At 52.5% G+C, this 13329-nt stretch carries 19 protein-coding genes; 8 read left to right on the top strand and 11 right to left on the bottom strand.

Annotation, left to right across the window (positions count from 1 at the left end):
* The first annotated feature begins 190 nt into the window (after nt 1-190).
* Both elbB and mtgA read left to right on the top strand, forming a co-directional pair.
* On the top strand, nt 191-844 hold the full coding sequence (elbB, locus tag FDX09_RS13280) for an isoprenoid biosynthesis glyoxalase ElbB (protein ID WP_038634284.1): 654 nt from the start codon (nt 191-193) through the stop codon (nt 842-844).
* Entirely contained in the window at nt 841-1560 is a 720-nt protein-coding gene (gene mtgA, locus FDX09_RS13275) for a monofunctional biosynthetic peptidoglycan transglycosylase (RefSeq protein ID WP_038634281.1), read from the top strand. The genes elbB and mtgA overlap by 4 nt, the downstream gene beginning before the upstream one ends.
* A gap of 66 nt (nt 1561-1626) precedes the next feature.
* Here the strand turns inward: mtgA and npr are convergent, their stop codons facing one another.
* The 11 genes from npr to FDX09_RS13220 all read right to left on the bottom strand — a co-directional run bounded on the left by npr (nt 1627) and on the right by FDX09_RS13220 (nt 9546).
* A complete protein-coding gene (npr, locus tag FDX09_RS13270; RefSeq protein ID WP_003025086.1) occupies nt 1627-1899 on the bottom strand; it encodes a PTS phosphocarrier protein NPr in 273 nt (90 codons plus the stop codon).
* Nucleotides 1896-2750, bottom strand: coding sequence for an RNase adapter RapZ (rapZ, locus tag FDX09_RS13265; protein WP_003025085.1), 855 nt, complete (start codon nt 2748-2750; stop codon nt 1896-1898). The genes npr and rapZ overlap by 4 nt, the downstream gene beginning before the upstream one ends.
* Before the next feature lie 45 nt (nt 2751-2795).
* Complete coding sequence (gene ptsN / locus FDX09_RS13260; RefSeq protein ID WP_038634278.1) at nt 2796-3287, bottom strand: PTS IIA-like nitrogen regulatory protein PtsN; 492 nt, start codon at nt 3285-3287, stop codon at nt 2796-2798.
* An 83-nt stretch (nt 3288-3370) separates the two neighbouring features.
* Complete coding sequence (hpf, locus tag FDX09_RS13255) at nt 3371-3658, bottom strand: ribosome hibernation promoting factor (RefSeq protein ID WP_038634275.1); 288 nt, start codon at nt 3656-3658, stop codon at nt 3371-3373.
* Nucleotides 3659-3680: 22 nt separating this feature from the next.
* Nucleotides 3681-5114 (bottom strand): RNA polymerase factor sigma-54, encoded by a 1434-nt coding sequence (rpoN, locus tag FDX09_RS13250; protein WP_137347344.1) that lies wholly within the window; start codon nt 5112-5114, stop codon nt 3681-3683.
* Between the two features lie 46 nt (nt 5115-5160).
* Entirely contained in the window at nt 5161-5886 is a 726-nt protein-coding gene (gene lptB, locus FDX09_RS13245; protein ID WP_003025073.1) for an LPS export ABC transporter ATP-binding protein, read from the bottom strand.
* Between the two features lie 6 nt (nt 5887-5892).
* Nucleotides 5893-6441, bottom strand: a complete 549-nt coding sequence (lptA, locus tag FDX09_RS13240; protein ID WP_038634270.1) for a lipopolysaccharide ABC transporter substrate-binding protein LptA — start codon at nt 6439-6441, stop codon at nt 5893-5895.
* On the bottom strand, nt 6410-6985 hold the full coding sequence (gene lptC / locus FDX09_RS13235; protein ID WP_038634267.1) for an LPS export ABC transporter periplasmic protein LptC: 576 nt from the start codon (nt 6983-6985) through the stop codon (nt 6410-6412). The genes lptA and lptC overlap by 32 nt, the downstream gene beginning before the upstream one ends.
* Complete coding sequence (gene kdsC, locus FDX09_RS13230) at nt 6982-7548, bottom strand: 3-deoxy-manno-octulosonate-8-phosphatase KdsC (RefSeq protein ID WP_069324401.1); 567 nt, start codon at nt 7546-7548, stop codon at nt 6982-6984. The genes lptC and kdsC overlap by 4 nt, the downstream gene beginning before the upstream one ends.
* Nucleotides 7549-7568: 20 nt before the next feature.
* Nucleotides 7569-8555, bottom strand: coding sequence for an arabinose-5-phosphate isomerase KdsD (kdsD, locus tag FDX09_RS13225; protein ID WP_085048642.1), 987 nt, complete (start codon nt 8553-8555; stop codon nt 7569-7571).
* A gap of 13 nt (nt 8556-8568) precedes the next feature.
* A complete protein-coding gene (locus FDX09_RS13220; protein WP_038634258.1) occupies nt 8569-9546 on the bottom strand; it encodes a calcium/sodium antiporter in 978 nt (325 codons plus the stop codon).
* Between the two features lie 215 nt (nt 9547-9761).
* Here FDX09_RS13220 and mlaF point away from each other — a divergent pair, with 215 nt between their 5' ends.
* The 6 genes from mlaF to ibaG all read left to right on the top strand — a co-directional run bounded on the left by mlaF (nt 9762) and on the right by ibaG (nt 13297).
* The gene (gene mlaF / locus FDX09_RS13215) at nt 9762-10574 is read left to right on the top strand and encodes a phospholipid ABC transporter ATP-binding protein MlaF (RefSeq protein WP_038634255.1); all 813 of its coding nucleotides are present in this window, start codon (nt 9762-9764) and stop codon (nt 10572-10574) included.
* A gap of 7 nt (nt 10575-10581) precedes the next feature.
* A complete protein-coding gene (gene mlaE, locus FDX09_RS13210) occupies nt 10582-11364 on the top strand; it encodes a lipid asymmetry maintenance ABC transporter permease subunit MlaE (protein ID WP_085048643.1) in 783 nt (260 codons plus the stop codon).
* A gap of 4 nt (nt 11365-11368) precedes the next feature.
* Nucleotides 11369-11926: an outer membrane lipid asymmetry maintenance protein MlaD gene (mlaD, locus tag FDX09_RS13205; RefSeq protein WP_038642894.1), complete on the top strand. Its 558-nt coding sequence runs from the start codon at nt 11369-11371 to the stop codon at nt 11924-11926.
* A gap of 18 nt (nt 11927-11944) precedes the next feature.
* The gene (gene mlaC, locus FDX09_RS13200) at nt 11945-12580 is read left to right on the top strand and encodes a phospholipid-binding protein MlaC (protein WP_038634253.1); all 636 of its coding nucleotides are present in this window, start codon (nt 11945-11947) and stop codon (nt 12578-12580) included.
* Entirely contained in the window at nt 12580-12873 is a 294-nt protein-coding gene (mlaB, locus tag FDX09_RS13195; protein WP_038634251.1) for a lipid asymmetry maintenance protein MlaB, read from the top strand. Before mlaC ends, mlaB begins: the two co-directional genes overlap by 1 nt.
* Before the next feature lie 169 nt (nt 12874-13042).
* Complete coding sequence (gene ibaG / locus FDX09_RS13190; RefSeq protein ID WP_032940719.1) at nt 13043-13297, top strand: BolA family iron metabolism protein IbaG; 255 nt, start codon at nt 13043-13045, stop codon at nt 13295-13297.
* The last annotated feature ends 32 nt before the right edge of the window (nt 13298-13329 follow it).

Raw genomic sequence — 13329 nt, 5'->3', positions numbered from 1 at the left:
CAGGGAAATCGTGGCTGCGCCGTAACTTATTGTCATTGTTTACAAAGGCACAGCCCTATTTTTCAGGCCGCACGCAGTTAAGATAGCAAATCTTAAATAATTTGTTACATGAATCAGTTAAATGTGTGAAGCGTAGCATTTAAATCATAATAACTAATATGTTTCAGCCAGTTGAGAAAGGAGTATCACGATGAAAAAAGTGGGAGTCGTGCTCAGCGGATGCGGTGTGTATGACGGTGCAGAGATCCATGAAACCGTACTCACGCTGCTGGCCATTGCCCGCAATGGCGCGCAGGCCGTCTGCTTCGCACCGGATAAACAACAAGCTGATGTGATTAATCATCTGACCGGCGAGCCGATGCCGGAAACACGCAATGTCCTGATTGAAGCCGCTCGCCTCACACGCGGCGAGATTCGCCCGCTTGCTCAGGCGGTTTCAACGGAACTGGATGCGTTGATCGTGCCGGGTGGGTTTGGCGCCGCCAAAAATCTGAGTAATTTTGCCAGCCAGGGCAGCGAATGCCGGGTTGACAGTGATTTAGCCGCGCTGGCAGTTGCCATGCATCAGATGGGGAAACCGTTGGGATTTATGTGTATTGCGCCCGCCATGTTACCCAAAATTTTTGATTTTCCGCTGCGTCTGACCATTGGCACGGATATCGATACGGCAGAGGTACTGGAGGAGATGGGCGCTGAACATGTGCCTTGTCCGGTTGATGACATTGTCGTTGATGAAGACAACAAAATTGTCACCACGCCCGCCTATATGCTGGCGCAGGATATCGCTCAGGCCGCGAGTGGCATCGATAAACTGGTCTCGCGTGTGCTGGTGTTGGTTGAATGAGAACAGGCGTTACCGCTTTTCTGCGGCGTATCTTTCTACGGGCGGTTATCGTCCTCGCCGTATTCTGGGGTGGGGGCATCGCCCTTTTCAGCGTGATGCCGGTGCCGTTCTCGGCGGTGATGGTCGAGCGGCAACTGGGCGCATGGTTATCCGGTGATTTCGGGTATGTGGCGCACTCTGACTGGGTGAGTATGGATGAGATCTCACCGTGGATGGGACTGGCGGTGATTGCCGCCGAGGACCAGAAGTTCCCTGACCATTGGGGATTTGATGTCTCTGCCATCGAGAAAGCGCTGGCGCATAATGAACGTAATGAAAACCGTATTCGCGGGGCGTCAACGTTATCGCAACAGACGGCAAAAAACCTCTTTCTGTGGGATGGACGTAGCTGGGTGCGTAAGGGCCTTGAAGCCGGGCTCACGCTGGGGATGGAAACGGTCTGGAGCAAGAAACGTATTCTGACCGTCTATCTGAACGTTGCGGAGTTTGGCGACGGCATTTTTGGCGTGGAGGCGGCGGCGCAGCGGTATTTTCATAAACCTGCCAGTCGCTTAAGTATGTCTGAAGCGGCCTTGCTGGCGGCGGTCCTACCTAATCCTTTACGTTTTAAAGCGAATGCGCCTTCGGGTTATGTGCGTAGCCGTCAGGCGTGGATTATGCGCCAAATGCGCCAGTTAGGCGGTGAGTCGTTTATGCGGGAAAATAAGCTGTATTAGCGGAGTTATTGCCGGATGCGGCGTAAACGCCTTATCCGGCCTACTGGCTACGTTCTGTGTACTCGATTAATCTTCGTCAAACCCTGAATTAAACAGGGCAACCACCGCGGCCAGAGCTTCAACTTCCTGCGGGCCTGTGGCTTCAACTTCTATCTGCCGCCCCTTCGCAGAATCCAGCATCAGCAGCGCGATAACGCTGTTTGCCTCGGCTTCCGTTCCTTCATCATTACGCAGCAAAACTTCTGCTTCGAAACCCTGCATCAATTCAAAAAGTTTCATTGCTGGCCGGGCATGCATGCCCAGCTTATTAGTGATTTCAACGGTTTGCTTCACGGTCATGATTTACGTTTTTCCAGCGTACGATGGCGTGACTGCACGTTTTTACCGCGTGAGCGGAAGTAGTCTGCCAGCTGCTCTGCAATATACACCGAACGGTGTTTCCCGCCGGTACAGCCGATGGCTACAGTGAGGTAGCTGCGGTTGTTGGTCTCCAGCATGGGTAACCATAGCTCAAGATAGCTGCGGGTCTGGTAGATAAAATTGTGTACTTCTGTGTGCCGGTCGAGGAAGGCGGCGACAGGGCGGTCAAGACCGGTCATCGGGCGCAGCTTCGGATCCCAGTGTGGGTTGGGCAGGAAGCGCACGTCAAAGACGTAGTCCGCGTCAATCGGGATACCGTGTTTGAAACCAAAGGATTCGAATACCATCGTTAATTCACGTTCACGTTTGCCCAGCAGTCGGGTACGCAGCATTTCTGCCAGTTCGTGTACGGACATTTCGGAGGTATCAACAATCAGGTCTGCGCGGGAACGCAGCGGCTCCAGCAAATCGCTTTCTTTATCGATAGCGCTTTCCAGCGACAAGTTTTTGCTGGAGAGGGGGTGTAAACGACGCGTGTCGCTGTAGCGGCGAATCAGCGTGTTACGGTCGGCATCAAGGAACAGCAACTGCGGTGAGAAGCCTTCAGGCAGATTGTTCATTGCCTGCTCGAAAATCTCCGGGGATTCCGGCATGTTACGCACATCAATGCTGACGGCCGCAGAAATCTGGCGATCGGCCAGTGTACGAGCCAGATCGGGCAACAGCACTACGGGAAGGTTATCCACGCAGTAAAAACCCATATCTTCCAGCGCACGCAGGGCAACGGATTTGCCTGACCCTGAACGACCGCTGACGATCATCAGTACCATGTACTGTTTCTCCTCACAACGACAAAAAAGGATGCCATTGGGTTGTTATGCTTCATCCTGTCCACCTTCGGTGTCCGTGATGATTTGATACAACTCCTGGTCACTCTGTGCGGCGCGCAGGCGACGGCAGATGGCTTTATCTGCCAGACGTTTGGCGACCAGCGATAATGTATGCAAATGCGTCTTGGTTTGGTCTGCCGGGACCAGCAGGGCGAAAAGCAGATCGACGGGTTGATTATCAATGGCGTCGAAGGCGATGGGGGTTTCGAGTTGCACAAACACGCCAACCGCGCGCATCGTGTCTTCTTCCAGCTTGCCGTGCGGGATGGCAATACCATTACCGATGCCGGTACTGCCCATTTTTTCACGCGTCAGAATGGCTTCAAATACCACCTGAGAGGGCAAGCTGAGCTGTTTTGCCGCCAGTTCACTGATGATTTCCAGTGCGCGTTTCTTGCTTTGGCAGTGAACGGCCGCGCGCGTACATTCCTGGTTAAGAACATTGCTCAGTTGTAGAGTCGTATCGTTATTTGTCATAATTTCACCTAAGCGCTAACTGTACAAATGGCCCGTTGTGCTGCACAACAGGCCGTCCTGCACCCGCTAACTGCCCGGACAAGTTAGTGCTGTTTCAGTTTATCTTTATGTTTTGTTAACTGCCGAGCCAGTTTATCAATTAAACCGTCAATGGCGGCGTACATATCCTGACCTTCCGCGCTGGCATGAATTTCACCACCGTTTACATGCAGTGTTGCATCCGAGATATGTGTAACCTTCTCCACTTTCAACACAATATAGACCTGATTAATCCGGTCGAAATATTGTTCAAGCTTGGCGAATTTGGTATTAACAAACTCGCGCAGAGCTTCCGTGATTTCGACGTTGTTTCCAGTGATGTTGAGCTGCATAGTGTCTTCCTTATCGGTTGGGTCACACCAGTTGTTTGCGCTGGTTAGACGGCGGAATGGATAAAGACTCTCGGTACTTCGCAACGGTGCGGCGCGCCACCATGATACCCTGATCCGACAGCATAGAGGTTAACTTGCTGTCACTCAGCGGTTTCGCGGGGTTCTCCGCAGCAATTAATTTCTTCACCAGTGCGCGGATCGCTGTGGATGAGGCTTCGCCCCCGCTTTCAGTGTTAACGTGACTGGAAAAGAAATACTTCAGTTCAAATATGCCGCGCGGACTGTGCAAATACTTTTGCGTGGTCACTCGGGAAATGGTCGATTCGTGCATCTCGACGGCCTGGGCGATATCCGCCAGCACCATCGGTTTCATAAATTCTTCGCCTTGCTCAAAGAAGGCCTGCTGCTGTTCAACGATACAGCGACTGACGCGCAGCAGCGTATCATTGCGGCTTTCCAGACTTTTAATCAGCCACTTCGCATCCTGCAAATTGCTACGAATAAACTGGCTGTCGGCATCGTTGCGCGCGCTATTGCACATCGCGGCGTAGTGCTGGTTAATCTGCAAGCGTGGAATGCTGTCGCCGTTGAGTTCGACCACCCAACGATCGTTATGCTTACGCACCAGCACATCCGGGATGACGTATTCCGGCTCGCCGGTTTGGATCGACTGTCCTGGGCGGGGATCGAGCGACTGGATGAGGTTGACGGCTTCTTTCAACACGTCTTCTTTCAGTCGGGTTACGCGCATCAGCGAGCGAAAGTCATGGTTGGCTAACAGATCGAGGTGATCGCTGATGATCAGGCGCGCTTCTTCCAGCCATGGCGTGGACTTATCAAATTGCGAAAGTTGGATCAGTAAGCAGTCACGCAGATCTTTGGCTGCCACGCCAACGGGATCAAAGCGCTGAACGCGTTTAAGCACGGCTTCGATTTCATCCATACCGACGTCGTCATCGCCCATGCTTTCGAGAATATCGTCCAGGGTCACGGTGAGATAACCGGTTTCGTCAACCGCATCAACAATCGATGTCGCAATGGCGCGATCGGTATCCGAGAACGGGGTCAGCTCCACTTGCCACATCAGGTAATCCTGCAGCGATTGCGTGGTCTCCCCCTGATAAACAGGCAGTTCGTCGTCAATGTAATCTCCGCTGGTGCCTGAAGGCGTACCGGCGGTGTAGATTTCATCCCAACTGGCGTCAAGCGGCAATTCCTCTGGCATCTCTTTTTGTTCGAGCGCATCTGCGGTATCGAGGGATTCGCTGTCCTGTTTTTCCTGGGTATCAATTTCGTCGTGAAGATCGGTTTGCTCGAGCAGTGGGTTACTTTCCAGCGCTTGCTGAAGTTCTTGCTGAAGTTCCAGCGTGGACAACTGCAACAGACGGATAGCCTGTTGTAGCTGAGGCGTCATCGCCAGTTGTTGGCTAAGCCTGAGTTGCAAACCTTGCTTCATGTTCAGAGTTGTTTTCTCCTGCGGTGACGTGAAGTCTTCTACCCTATCAGAGTCTGAAGTCTTCCCCAAGGTATACGCGCTTAACGTGCTCATCCTGCAGTATTTCTGTCGGCGTGCCGTGGGCGATCAGGTGTCCCTGGCTCACGATATAGGCGCGCTCACAAACTGCCAGCGTTTCGCGGACGTTATGGTCGGTAATCAACACCCCAAGCCCGCTGTCGCGCAGGTGTTCGATGATCCGTTTGATATCGATAACGGAAATCGGGTCAACACCGGCAAACGGTTCATCAAGCAGGATAAATTTCGGATTCGCGGCCAGCGCGCGGGCGATTTCCACACGGCGTCGTTCACCACCGGAGAGCGATTGGCCCATGCTGTCACGCAGATGTTCGATATGGAATTCTTCCATCAGCTCATTGGCGCGATCTTCCCGCTGCTCACTGGTGAGATCGTCACGAATTTGCAGTACCGCCATCAGGTTATCAAACACGCTCAGGCGACGGAAAATAGACGCTTCCTGCGGTAGGTAGCCGATGCCGCGACGCGCGCGCGCATGCAGTGGCAGCAGACTGATATCTTCGTCATCAATGATAATGTTGCCCGCATCGCGCGGGACAATGCCGACCACCATGTAAAATGTCGTTGTCTTGCCCGCACCGTTAGGACCAAGCAGACCGACGATCTCCCCGGAGTTGACGGTCAGACTGACATCTTCCACCACACGGCGGCCCTTATAGGCCTTTGCAAGGTTCTTTGCAGTTAATGTTGCCATAACGAATCAGTTACCTTTTTTCTCTGCCGGAGCCTTGTTTTTGTCCTGCAACTGCGACGGAACCAGAACGGTGGTGACGCGTTTGCCTTTATCGCTGAAGGCCTGCATTTTCTGCTCTTTTACCAGATAGGTGATCTTATCACCCGTGATGTTGCTATCGAGCTGTTCCAGGTAAGCCTTACCGGTGAGCACGACGAAGTCTTTCGCCAGTTCATAGTGCATGTGTGAGGCGCGGCCTTTCACTGGCTTACCGTTGTCCTGCATCTGGTAAAAGGTGGCGGGCTCACCGTAACCATCAATCACTTCTTTACCGTCTTCACCGCCCGGGCGGGTCACAACGACTTTATCGGCATTAATTTTGATGGTGCCCTGAGTCACAATCACGTTACCAGTAAACGTCACCACGTTGCCCTGCATATCCAGGGACTGCTGGTCCGACTCGATATGAATCGGCTGCTCGGTATCGCCGGTGACGGCAAATGCCGGAATGCTGGCGGCCAGAAGTGAACTGGCAAGCACAAGATTAAGGCTGAGTTTGTTTATTTTGGATTTCATATGAGGTTCTAACCTTTTCAATCAGCTCGGCGTTCTTGTTGCGTAAGTTGCCGCGCATCTTCAGTCCGCTGGAGTTAAATGTTGTGCCATATAACGTGACAAGATCATCAGAAGTGACGTCTTGAGTCACCAGGTTAATCTGTGCGTTATCGGTCGTAATTCTGCGTAGTTGAGAGTCAGGCACCAGGGCGTTAACTTCAACATGGCCGTACAGATACAGCATTCGATCGTTGGTCAATTTGGCTTTATCGGCTTTGATTGACCAGGTCGGTACTTTATCTTTATCAAACGTGGTTAATACCGGTTGAGTAAACCACGAAACCGCTTGCTCCGAATAATATTCAACGTGTTGGGCGATCAAGTGATAGCTCAGCGCGCCTTCCGGACTATACACGACGGTATCGGTATGTTCGCTTTTATAGGTTGGCTCGTTGTTATTGACGGCGACCTGAGTGGCCTCGTCTTTGTCTGCCAGGTTAATACCAATCATCACAAGGACAGCCAGCGACAGTAGAATGATAACCCAACGTCTGGTTTTGCTCATATCGATTGCCCTTTGGCCTCGTCCAGTTTGCCCTGCGCCAGGAGTAATAAATCGCAGACTTCACGTACAGCGCCGCGTCCCCCATCGATACGGGTGACGTAGTCGGCGCGTGGAATCAGCAATGGATGGGCATCCGCCACCGCTACGCTTAATCCCACTTTTGCCATCACTGGCCAGTCGATCAGGTCATCGCCAACATAGGCCACATTTTCCGGCGCGATCGCCAGTTTTCCAAGCAGATCGTCAAAGGCGATCAGTTTGTCTGACTGCCCCTGATACAGATGCGTGATCCCCAATGTGGCACAGCGATCTTCTACAAGTTTAGCCTTTCGTCCGGTAATAATAGCAACCTCAATACCGGAAGTGAGCGCACAGCGAATTCCGTAGCCATCGCGGACGTTAAAAGCCTTCAGCTCTTCACCGTTGTTGCCCATATAAATCAGACCATCAGACAATACGCCATCCACATCCAGGATCAGCAAACGGATGTTCTCAGCCCGGGTGATAACGTCAGCGTTGACGGGTCCATAACAGGTCGCAAGCGACGCACCTGCTTTACTCATTTTCTTTATCCTTGAGTTTCTTACACTACACCTGCACGCAGCAGATCATGCATATGTAACACACCGAGTAACTGGTCGCCATCAGCAACCATTACCGAAGTGATATGGCGGGACTGCATTAAGTTCAGGGCATCAACGGCAAGAATGCCCGGACGCACGCGAATGCCTCCAGGGGTCATCACATCGGCAATGCCTAACTGGCGTACATCTACGCCCATATCAAAGACGCGACGTAAATCGCCATCCGTGAAAATACCGTCAATCTTCATTGCATCATCGCAAATGACGGTCATGCCGAGATTTTTACGTGTGATCTCAAGTAAGGCGTCACGCAGGCTGGCGCTTTTATTAACATGCGGAATCTCATCACCCGTATGCATAATATCGTTAACACGCAGCAAAAGCTTACGGCCCAGTGCGCCACCCGGATGCGATAACGCAAAATCTTCCGCGGTGAAGCCGCGTGCTTTTAATAACGCCACGGCAAGGGCATCGCCCATCACCAGCGTTGCGGTGGTGCTGCTGGTCGGCGCCAGGCCTAACGGGCAAGCTTCCTTGGGCACTTTAACACACAGATGCACATCTGCCGCACGCGCCATGCTGCTTTCCGGACGGCCGGTGATGCAGATAAGCGGGACATGAAGACGTTTTAATACCGGGATTAACGCCGCTATCTCATTGGATTCGCCGGAGTTAGAGATGGCGATCACCACATCCTGCGGCGAGACCATGCCTAAATCACCATGCGCGGCTTCGCCCGGGTGCACGAAAAATGAGGGGGTGCCGGTGCTGGCAAAAGTGGCCGCCATCTTCCGCCCAATATGTCCGGATTTCCCCATCCCCATCACCACGACTTTGCCCGGGCAACTGAATATTTTTTCACAGGCGAGGGTAAAGTTTTGATTAATGTACTGATCAAGCTCCGCCAGGCCTTCACGTTCAATTGCCAGGACTTCCTTGCCTGCTTGCTGAAAGTCAAAACCCGGTTGCAACTCTAAGTGCGACATAATGCGTTTCCAGTTATCCAACGAGAAGTGGCGATAACCAATACAGCATCGCCAGCCATATGATAAAACCGCCGGTCAGCAGCGCACCCGCGCCGCGACCAATCTGGCGCGGACGTCGCCAGCAGAGTAGTGCAAAAATCACGCTCACCAGCAGCATGACGCTATAGTCACGGGTGAAGGCCATCGGATTGACTTCACCCGGCGTAATCAGCGCCGGTAACCCGAGGACGATAACAATATTAAAAATGTTCGCGCCGATGATGTTGCCAACGGCAATATCGTTTTCGCCTTTACGCAGACCTGCAATGGCCGTTGCCAGCTCTGGCAAACTGGTGCCAATAGCGACTACCGTCAGCCCGATAGTGAGTTCGCTCATGGCGAAATAGTTCGCCAGTACGGTGGCGTTATCCACCACCATCCGTGTTGCCATTGGCATAATAATCAACGCAATGCCCAACCACAAAAATGCGACCGGTAATCCGCCTTCGCGTGGAAGCTCCGCTATCTGCTCCCGGGTCAGCGTGTCATTGCCTTGTCGCTCAGCCAGACGGGCGATTTTAACAATGAATAGCAGCCATAGCACGGCCAGAAGCAGGAGAAAGAAACCGTCACTACGACTCAACTGGCCGTCATACAACACGGATGCGGCTAAAATACTCACCAGCAACATTAGCGGTAATTCACGGCGCAGAACATCAGAATGCACGGTAAAAGGATGAATCAGCGCCGACAGACCTAAAATAAGCAGAATGTTGGTAATGTTAGAGCCGATAGCGGTACCCACGGCCAGATCGAGTTGCCCATTTATTGATGCCGCTACAGAGACAATGATCTCGGGTAACGACGTCCCTACGCTCACAACGGTCATCCCAATAATAATGGGGGGGATACCGAAATTTCGACATAAAATGGATGCGGCAAATACCAGACGGTCGGCACCGTAGACCACCAGAAGTAAACCAATTATTAACAGCGCCGTCGCTAAAAGCATCTAAAGTCCTTTCTTCAGGTATACTCGCCGGTCCACTTGAAGGATCTTCTGGAAGCCGTAACGAAGTCTTAATTTTGACTTTATGCGGCTAAAAAGTAAAACAAATGCCAGCTTTCGCTAACCAGGACGGGCAATAATCTGTAAATATGTTGGGTTCAGGGCTAAATTGAGCGCCAAACTCTTCGATCAACGAGGCAATAGTAAAGGATGAATCAATGGGTCAGTCTGTGGCGAATCTAGTCGATATGCGCGATGTCAGCTTTTCCCGAGGCGATCGCTGCATCTTTGATAATATTTCCCTGACGGTGCCGCGTGGTAAGGTGACGGCGATCATGGGGCCATCAGGCATCGGCAAAACGACGCTATTGCGTCTGATTGGCGGACAGATACCCCCGGATAAGGGCGAGATCCTGTTCGACGGCGAGAACGTTCCGGCCATGTCCCGTTCGCGTTTATTTACCGTGCGTAAACGCATGAGTATGTTGTTTCAGTCCGGCGCGCTGTTTACCGACATGAACGTGTTTGACAACGTCGCGTATCCGCTACGCGAGCATACGACGTTGCCTGCAGCGTTGCTGAAAAGCACGGTGATGATGAAGCTTGAAGCTGTTGGTCTGCGGGGCGCGGCAAAGTTAATGCCTTCTGAATTATCCGGTGGGATGGCACGGCGTGCCGCGTTAGCACGCGCCATCGCGCTGGAGCCTGACCTCATTATGTTTGACGAACCCTTCGTCGGCCAGGATCCCATTACCATGGGTGTGCTGGTGAAACTGATTTCGGAACTGAACAGTGCGCTGGGCGTCACCTGCGTGGTGGTGTCCCATGATGTGCCTGAGGTGCTGAGTATTGCAGATTACGCCTATATTATGGCGGACAAAAAAATAGTGGCCTACGGTAGTGCTCAGGCTCTGCAAGAAAACGCCGACCCGCGCGTACGTCAGTTCCTTGACGGTATTGCTGATGGGCCGGTTCCGTTCCGTTATCCGGCGGGCGACTACCACATCGATTTACTCAAAACAGGGAGTTAAGCCACCCATGTTGTTAAATGCGCTGGCATCACTCGGACATCGAGGGATTAAAACCCTCAGGACGTTCGGGCGAGCCGGATTAATGTTGTTCAATGCGGTTGTCGGCAAGCCGGAGTTTCGCAAACATGCGCCGCTGCTGATACGCCAGCTCTATAATGTCGGTGTCTTATCGATGCTGATCATTATTGTTTCTGGTGTGTTCATCGGTATGGTGCTGGGGTTGCAGGGATACCTGGTTCTGACGACCTACAGTGCGGAAACCAGCCTTGGCATGCTGGTGGCGCTGTCATTGTTACGTGAGCTGGGGCCGGTTGTTGCGGCGCTACTGTTTGCCGGGCGCGCCGGATCGGCCTTAACCGCAGAGATTGGCCTGATGCGGGCGACCGAGCAACTCTCCAGTCTGGAAATGATGGCCGTCGATCCGCTGCGTCGGGTGATCTCTCCGCGTTTTTGGGCCGGTGTCATTTCATTGCCGCTGTTGACGGTTATTTTTGTCGCGGTGGGGATCTGGGGCGGTTCGCTGGTTGGCGTTAGCTGGAAAGGTATTGATGCAGGCTTTTTCTGGTCGGCGATGCAAAATGCCGTCGACTGGCGTCTGGATCTGGTCAACTGTCTGATTAAGAGCGTGGTGTTCGCCATAACGGTCACCTGGATTGCATTGTTCAATGGTTATGATGCGATCCCGACCTCAGCCGGCATTAGCCGGGCAACGACACGCACCGTTGTGCACGCCTCTCTCGCCGTTCTGGGGCTGGATTTTGTGCTCACCGCACTGATGTTTGGGAATTGAGTTCATGCAAACGAAAAAAAATGAAATTTGGGTCGGGTTATTTCTGCTGATTGCGCTGCTGGCTGCGCTGTTTGTCTGCCTGAAGGCAGCGAATGTTACCTCAATGCGTACTGAGCCGACTTACACGATTTATGCGACTTTTGATAATATTGGCGGCCTGAAAGAACGCTCTCCGGTGCGGATCGGCGGAGTGGTGGTTGGACGCGTATCGGATATCTCGCTGGATCCGAAAACGTACCTGCCGCGCGTGACCCTGGAAATCGAATCGCGTTTTAACCATATTCCTGACACCAGCTCCCTGAGCATCCGTACTTCCGGCCTGCTGGGAGAGCAGTATCTGGCATTGAACGTCGGTTTTGAAGATCCTGAGCTGGGAACGTCTATCCTCAAAGATGGCGGTACGATTCAGGACACGAAATCCGCGATGGTACTGGAAGACATGATTGGTCAGTTCCTTTACAACAGCAACAGTAAAGGTGATGACAATAAGAATTCTGGCGATGCGCCAGCCGCAACTGAAGGCAATAATGAAGCCACTACGCCTGCGGGCGCAACGAAATAATCTCAGGAGAATCGACGTATGTTTAAACGATTGATGATGGTGGCTATGCTGATCATTGCCCCCCTTAGCGCGGCAACCGCGGCGGATCAGACTAACCCGTACAAGTTGATGAATGAGGCGGCGCAGAAGACCTTTGACCGCCTGAAGAACGAGCAACCTAAAATCCGCGCAAACCCGGATTACCTGCGCGATGTTGTCGATCAGGAATTGTTGCCATACGTACAGGTTAAATATGCTGGTGCGCTGGTCCTGGGCCGCTACTACAAAGAAGCGACCCCGGCACAACGTGACGCCTATTTCGCCGCCTTTCGTGAATATCTGAAGCAGGCTTACGGTCAGGCGCTGGCAATGTATCACGGTCAGACCTATCAGATTGCCCCTGAGCAGCCGCTGGGTGATGCGACCATCGTGCCTATCCGCGTGACCATTATCGATCCGAATGGCCGTCCTCCGGTTCGTCTGGATTTCCAGTGGCGTAAAAACTCGCAAACCGGTAACTGGCAGGCGTATGACATGATCGCCGAAGGCGTCAGCATGATCACCACCAAACAGAATGAGTGGAGCGACCTGCTGCGTACCAAAGGCATCGATGGCCTGACAGCACAGCTGAAATCTATTTCTCAGCAGAAAATTACCCTGGAAGAGAAAAAATAATGACCCAGTCACTCACCTGGAAGCGTGAAGGTGACAAGCTGGTGCTGGCGGGAGAGCTGGATCAAGACGTGTTAAATCCATTATGGGATGCGCGAGTTGAGGCGATGCAAGGGGTAACCTGCATCGACCTGAACCAGGTTTCCCGTGTGGATACCGGTGGTCTGGCGTTACTGCTGCACTTGATTGATCAGGGCAAGCAGCAGGGGAACAGCGTTTCGCTCGCTGGTGTTAACGATAAAGTTTACACGCTGGCGCAGCTTTACAATCTGCCTGACGATGTCCTTCCGCGTTAATTTTTTCAGGCTGGATAAGGCCTTGTGCCTTCATCCAGCATCCCCATCATAAGGGATCTGCCATCAAAGCCTTGTCTGATTTATCAGCGAGGCTTTTTGCTTATTTATGACAGCGCCACTTTGCTCTAAGATGTTGGGCTGTTTTCACTATCTGACGAATGAAGAGCCCATGGAAAATAATGAAATTCAGAGCGTGCTGATGAATGCGCTCTCCCTCCAGGAAGTCCACGTTTCTGGCGACGGCAGTCACTTTCAGGTTATTGCCGTGGGTGAGATGTTTGAAGGCATGAGCCGGGTCAAGAAGCAGCAATCAGTCTATGGCCCGTTGATGGAGTACATTGCGGACAACCGCATTCATGCTTTGTCGATTAAAGCGTTTACCCCAGCGGAATGGGCGCGCGATCGCAAACTTAATGGTTTTTGAGCTACGGGTGATGTGCCGGTAGCGAAGATAAA

The sequence above is a fragment of the Citrobacter sp. wls717 genome (assembly GCF_005280955.1).
GTDB lineage: Bacteria > Pseudomonadota > Gammaproteobacteria > Enterobacterales > Enterobacteriaceae > Citrobacter > Citrobacter werkmanii.
Note: the sequence above shows the minus strand (reverse complement) of the source record. Positions and strands in the feature narration are given on the sequence as shown.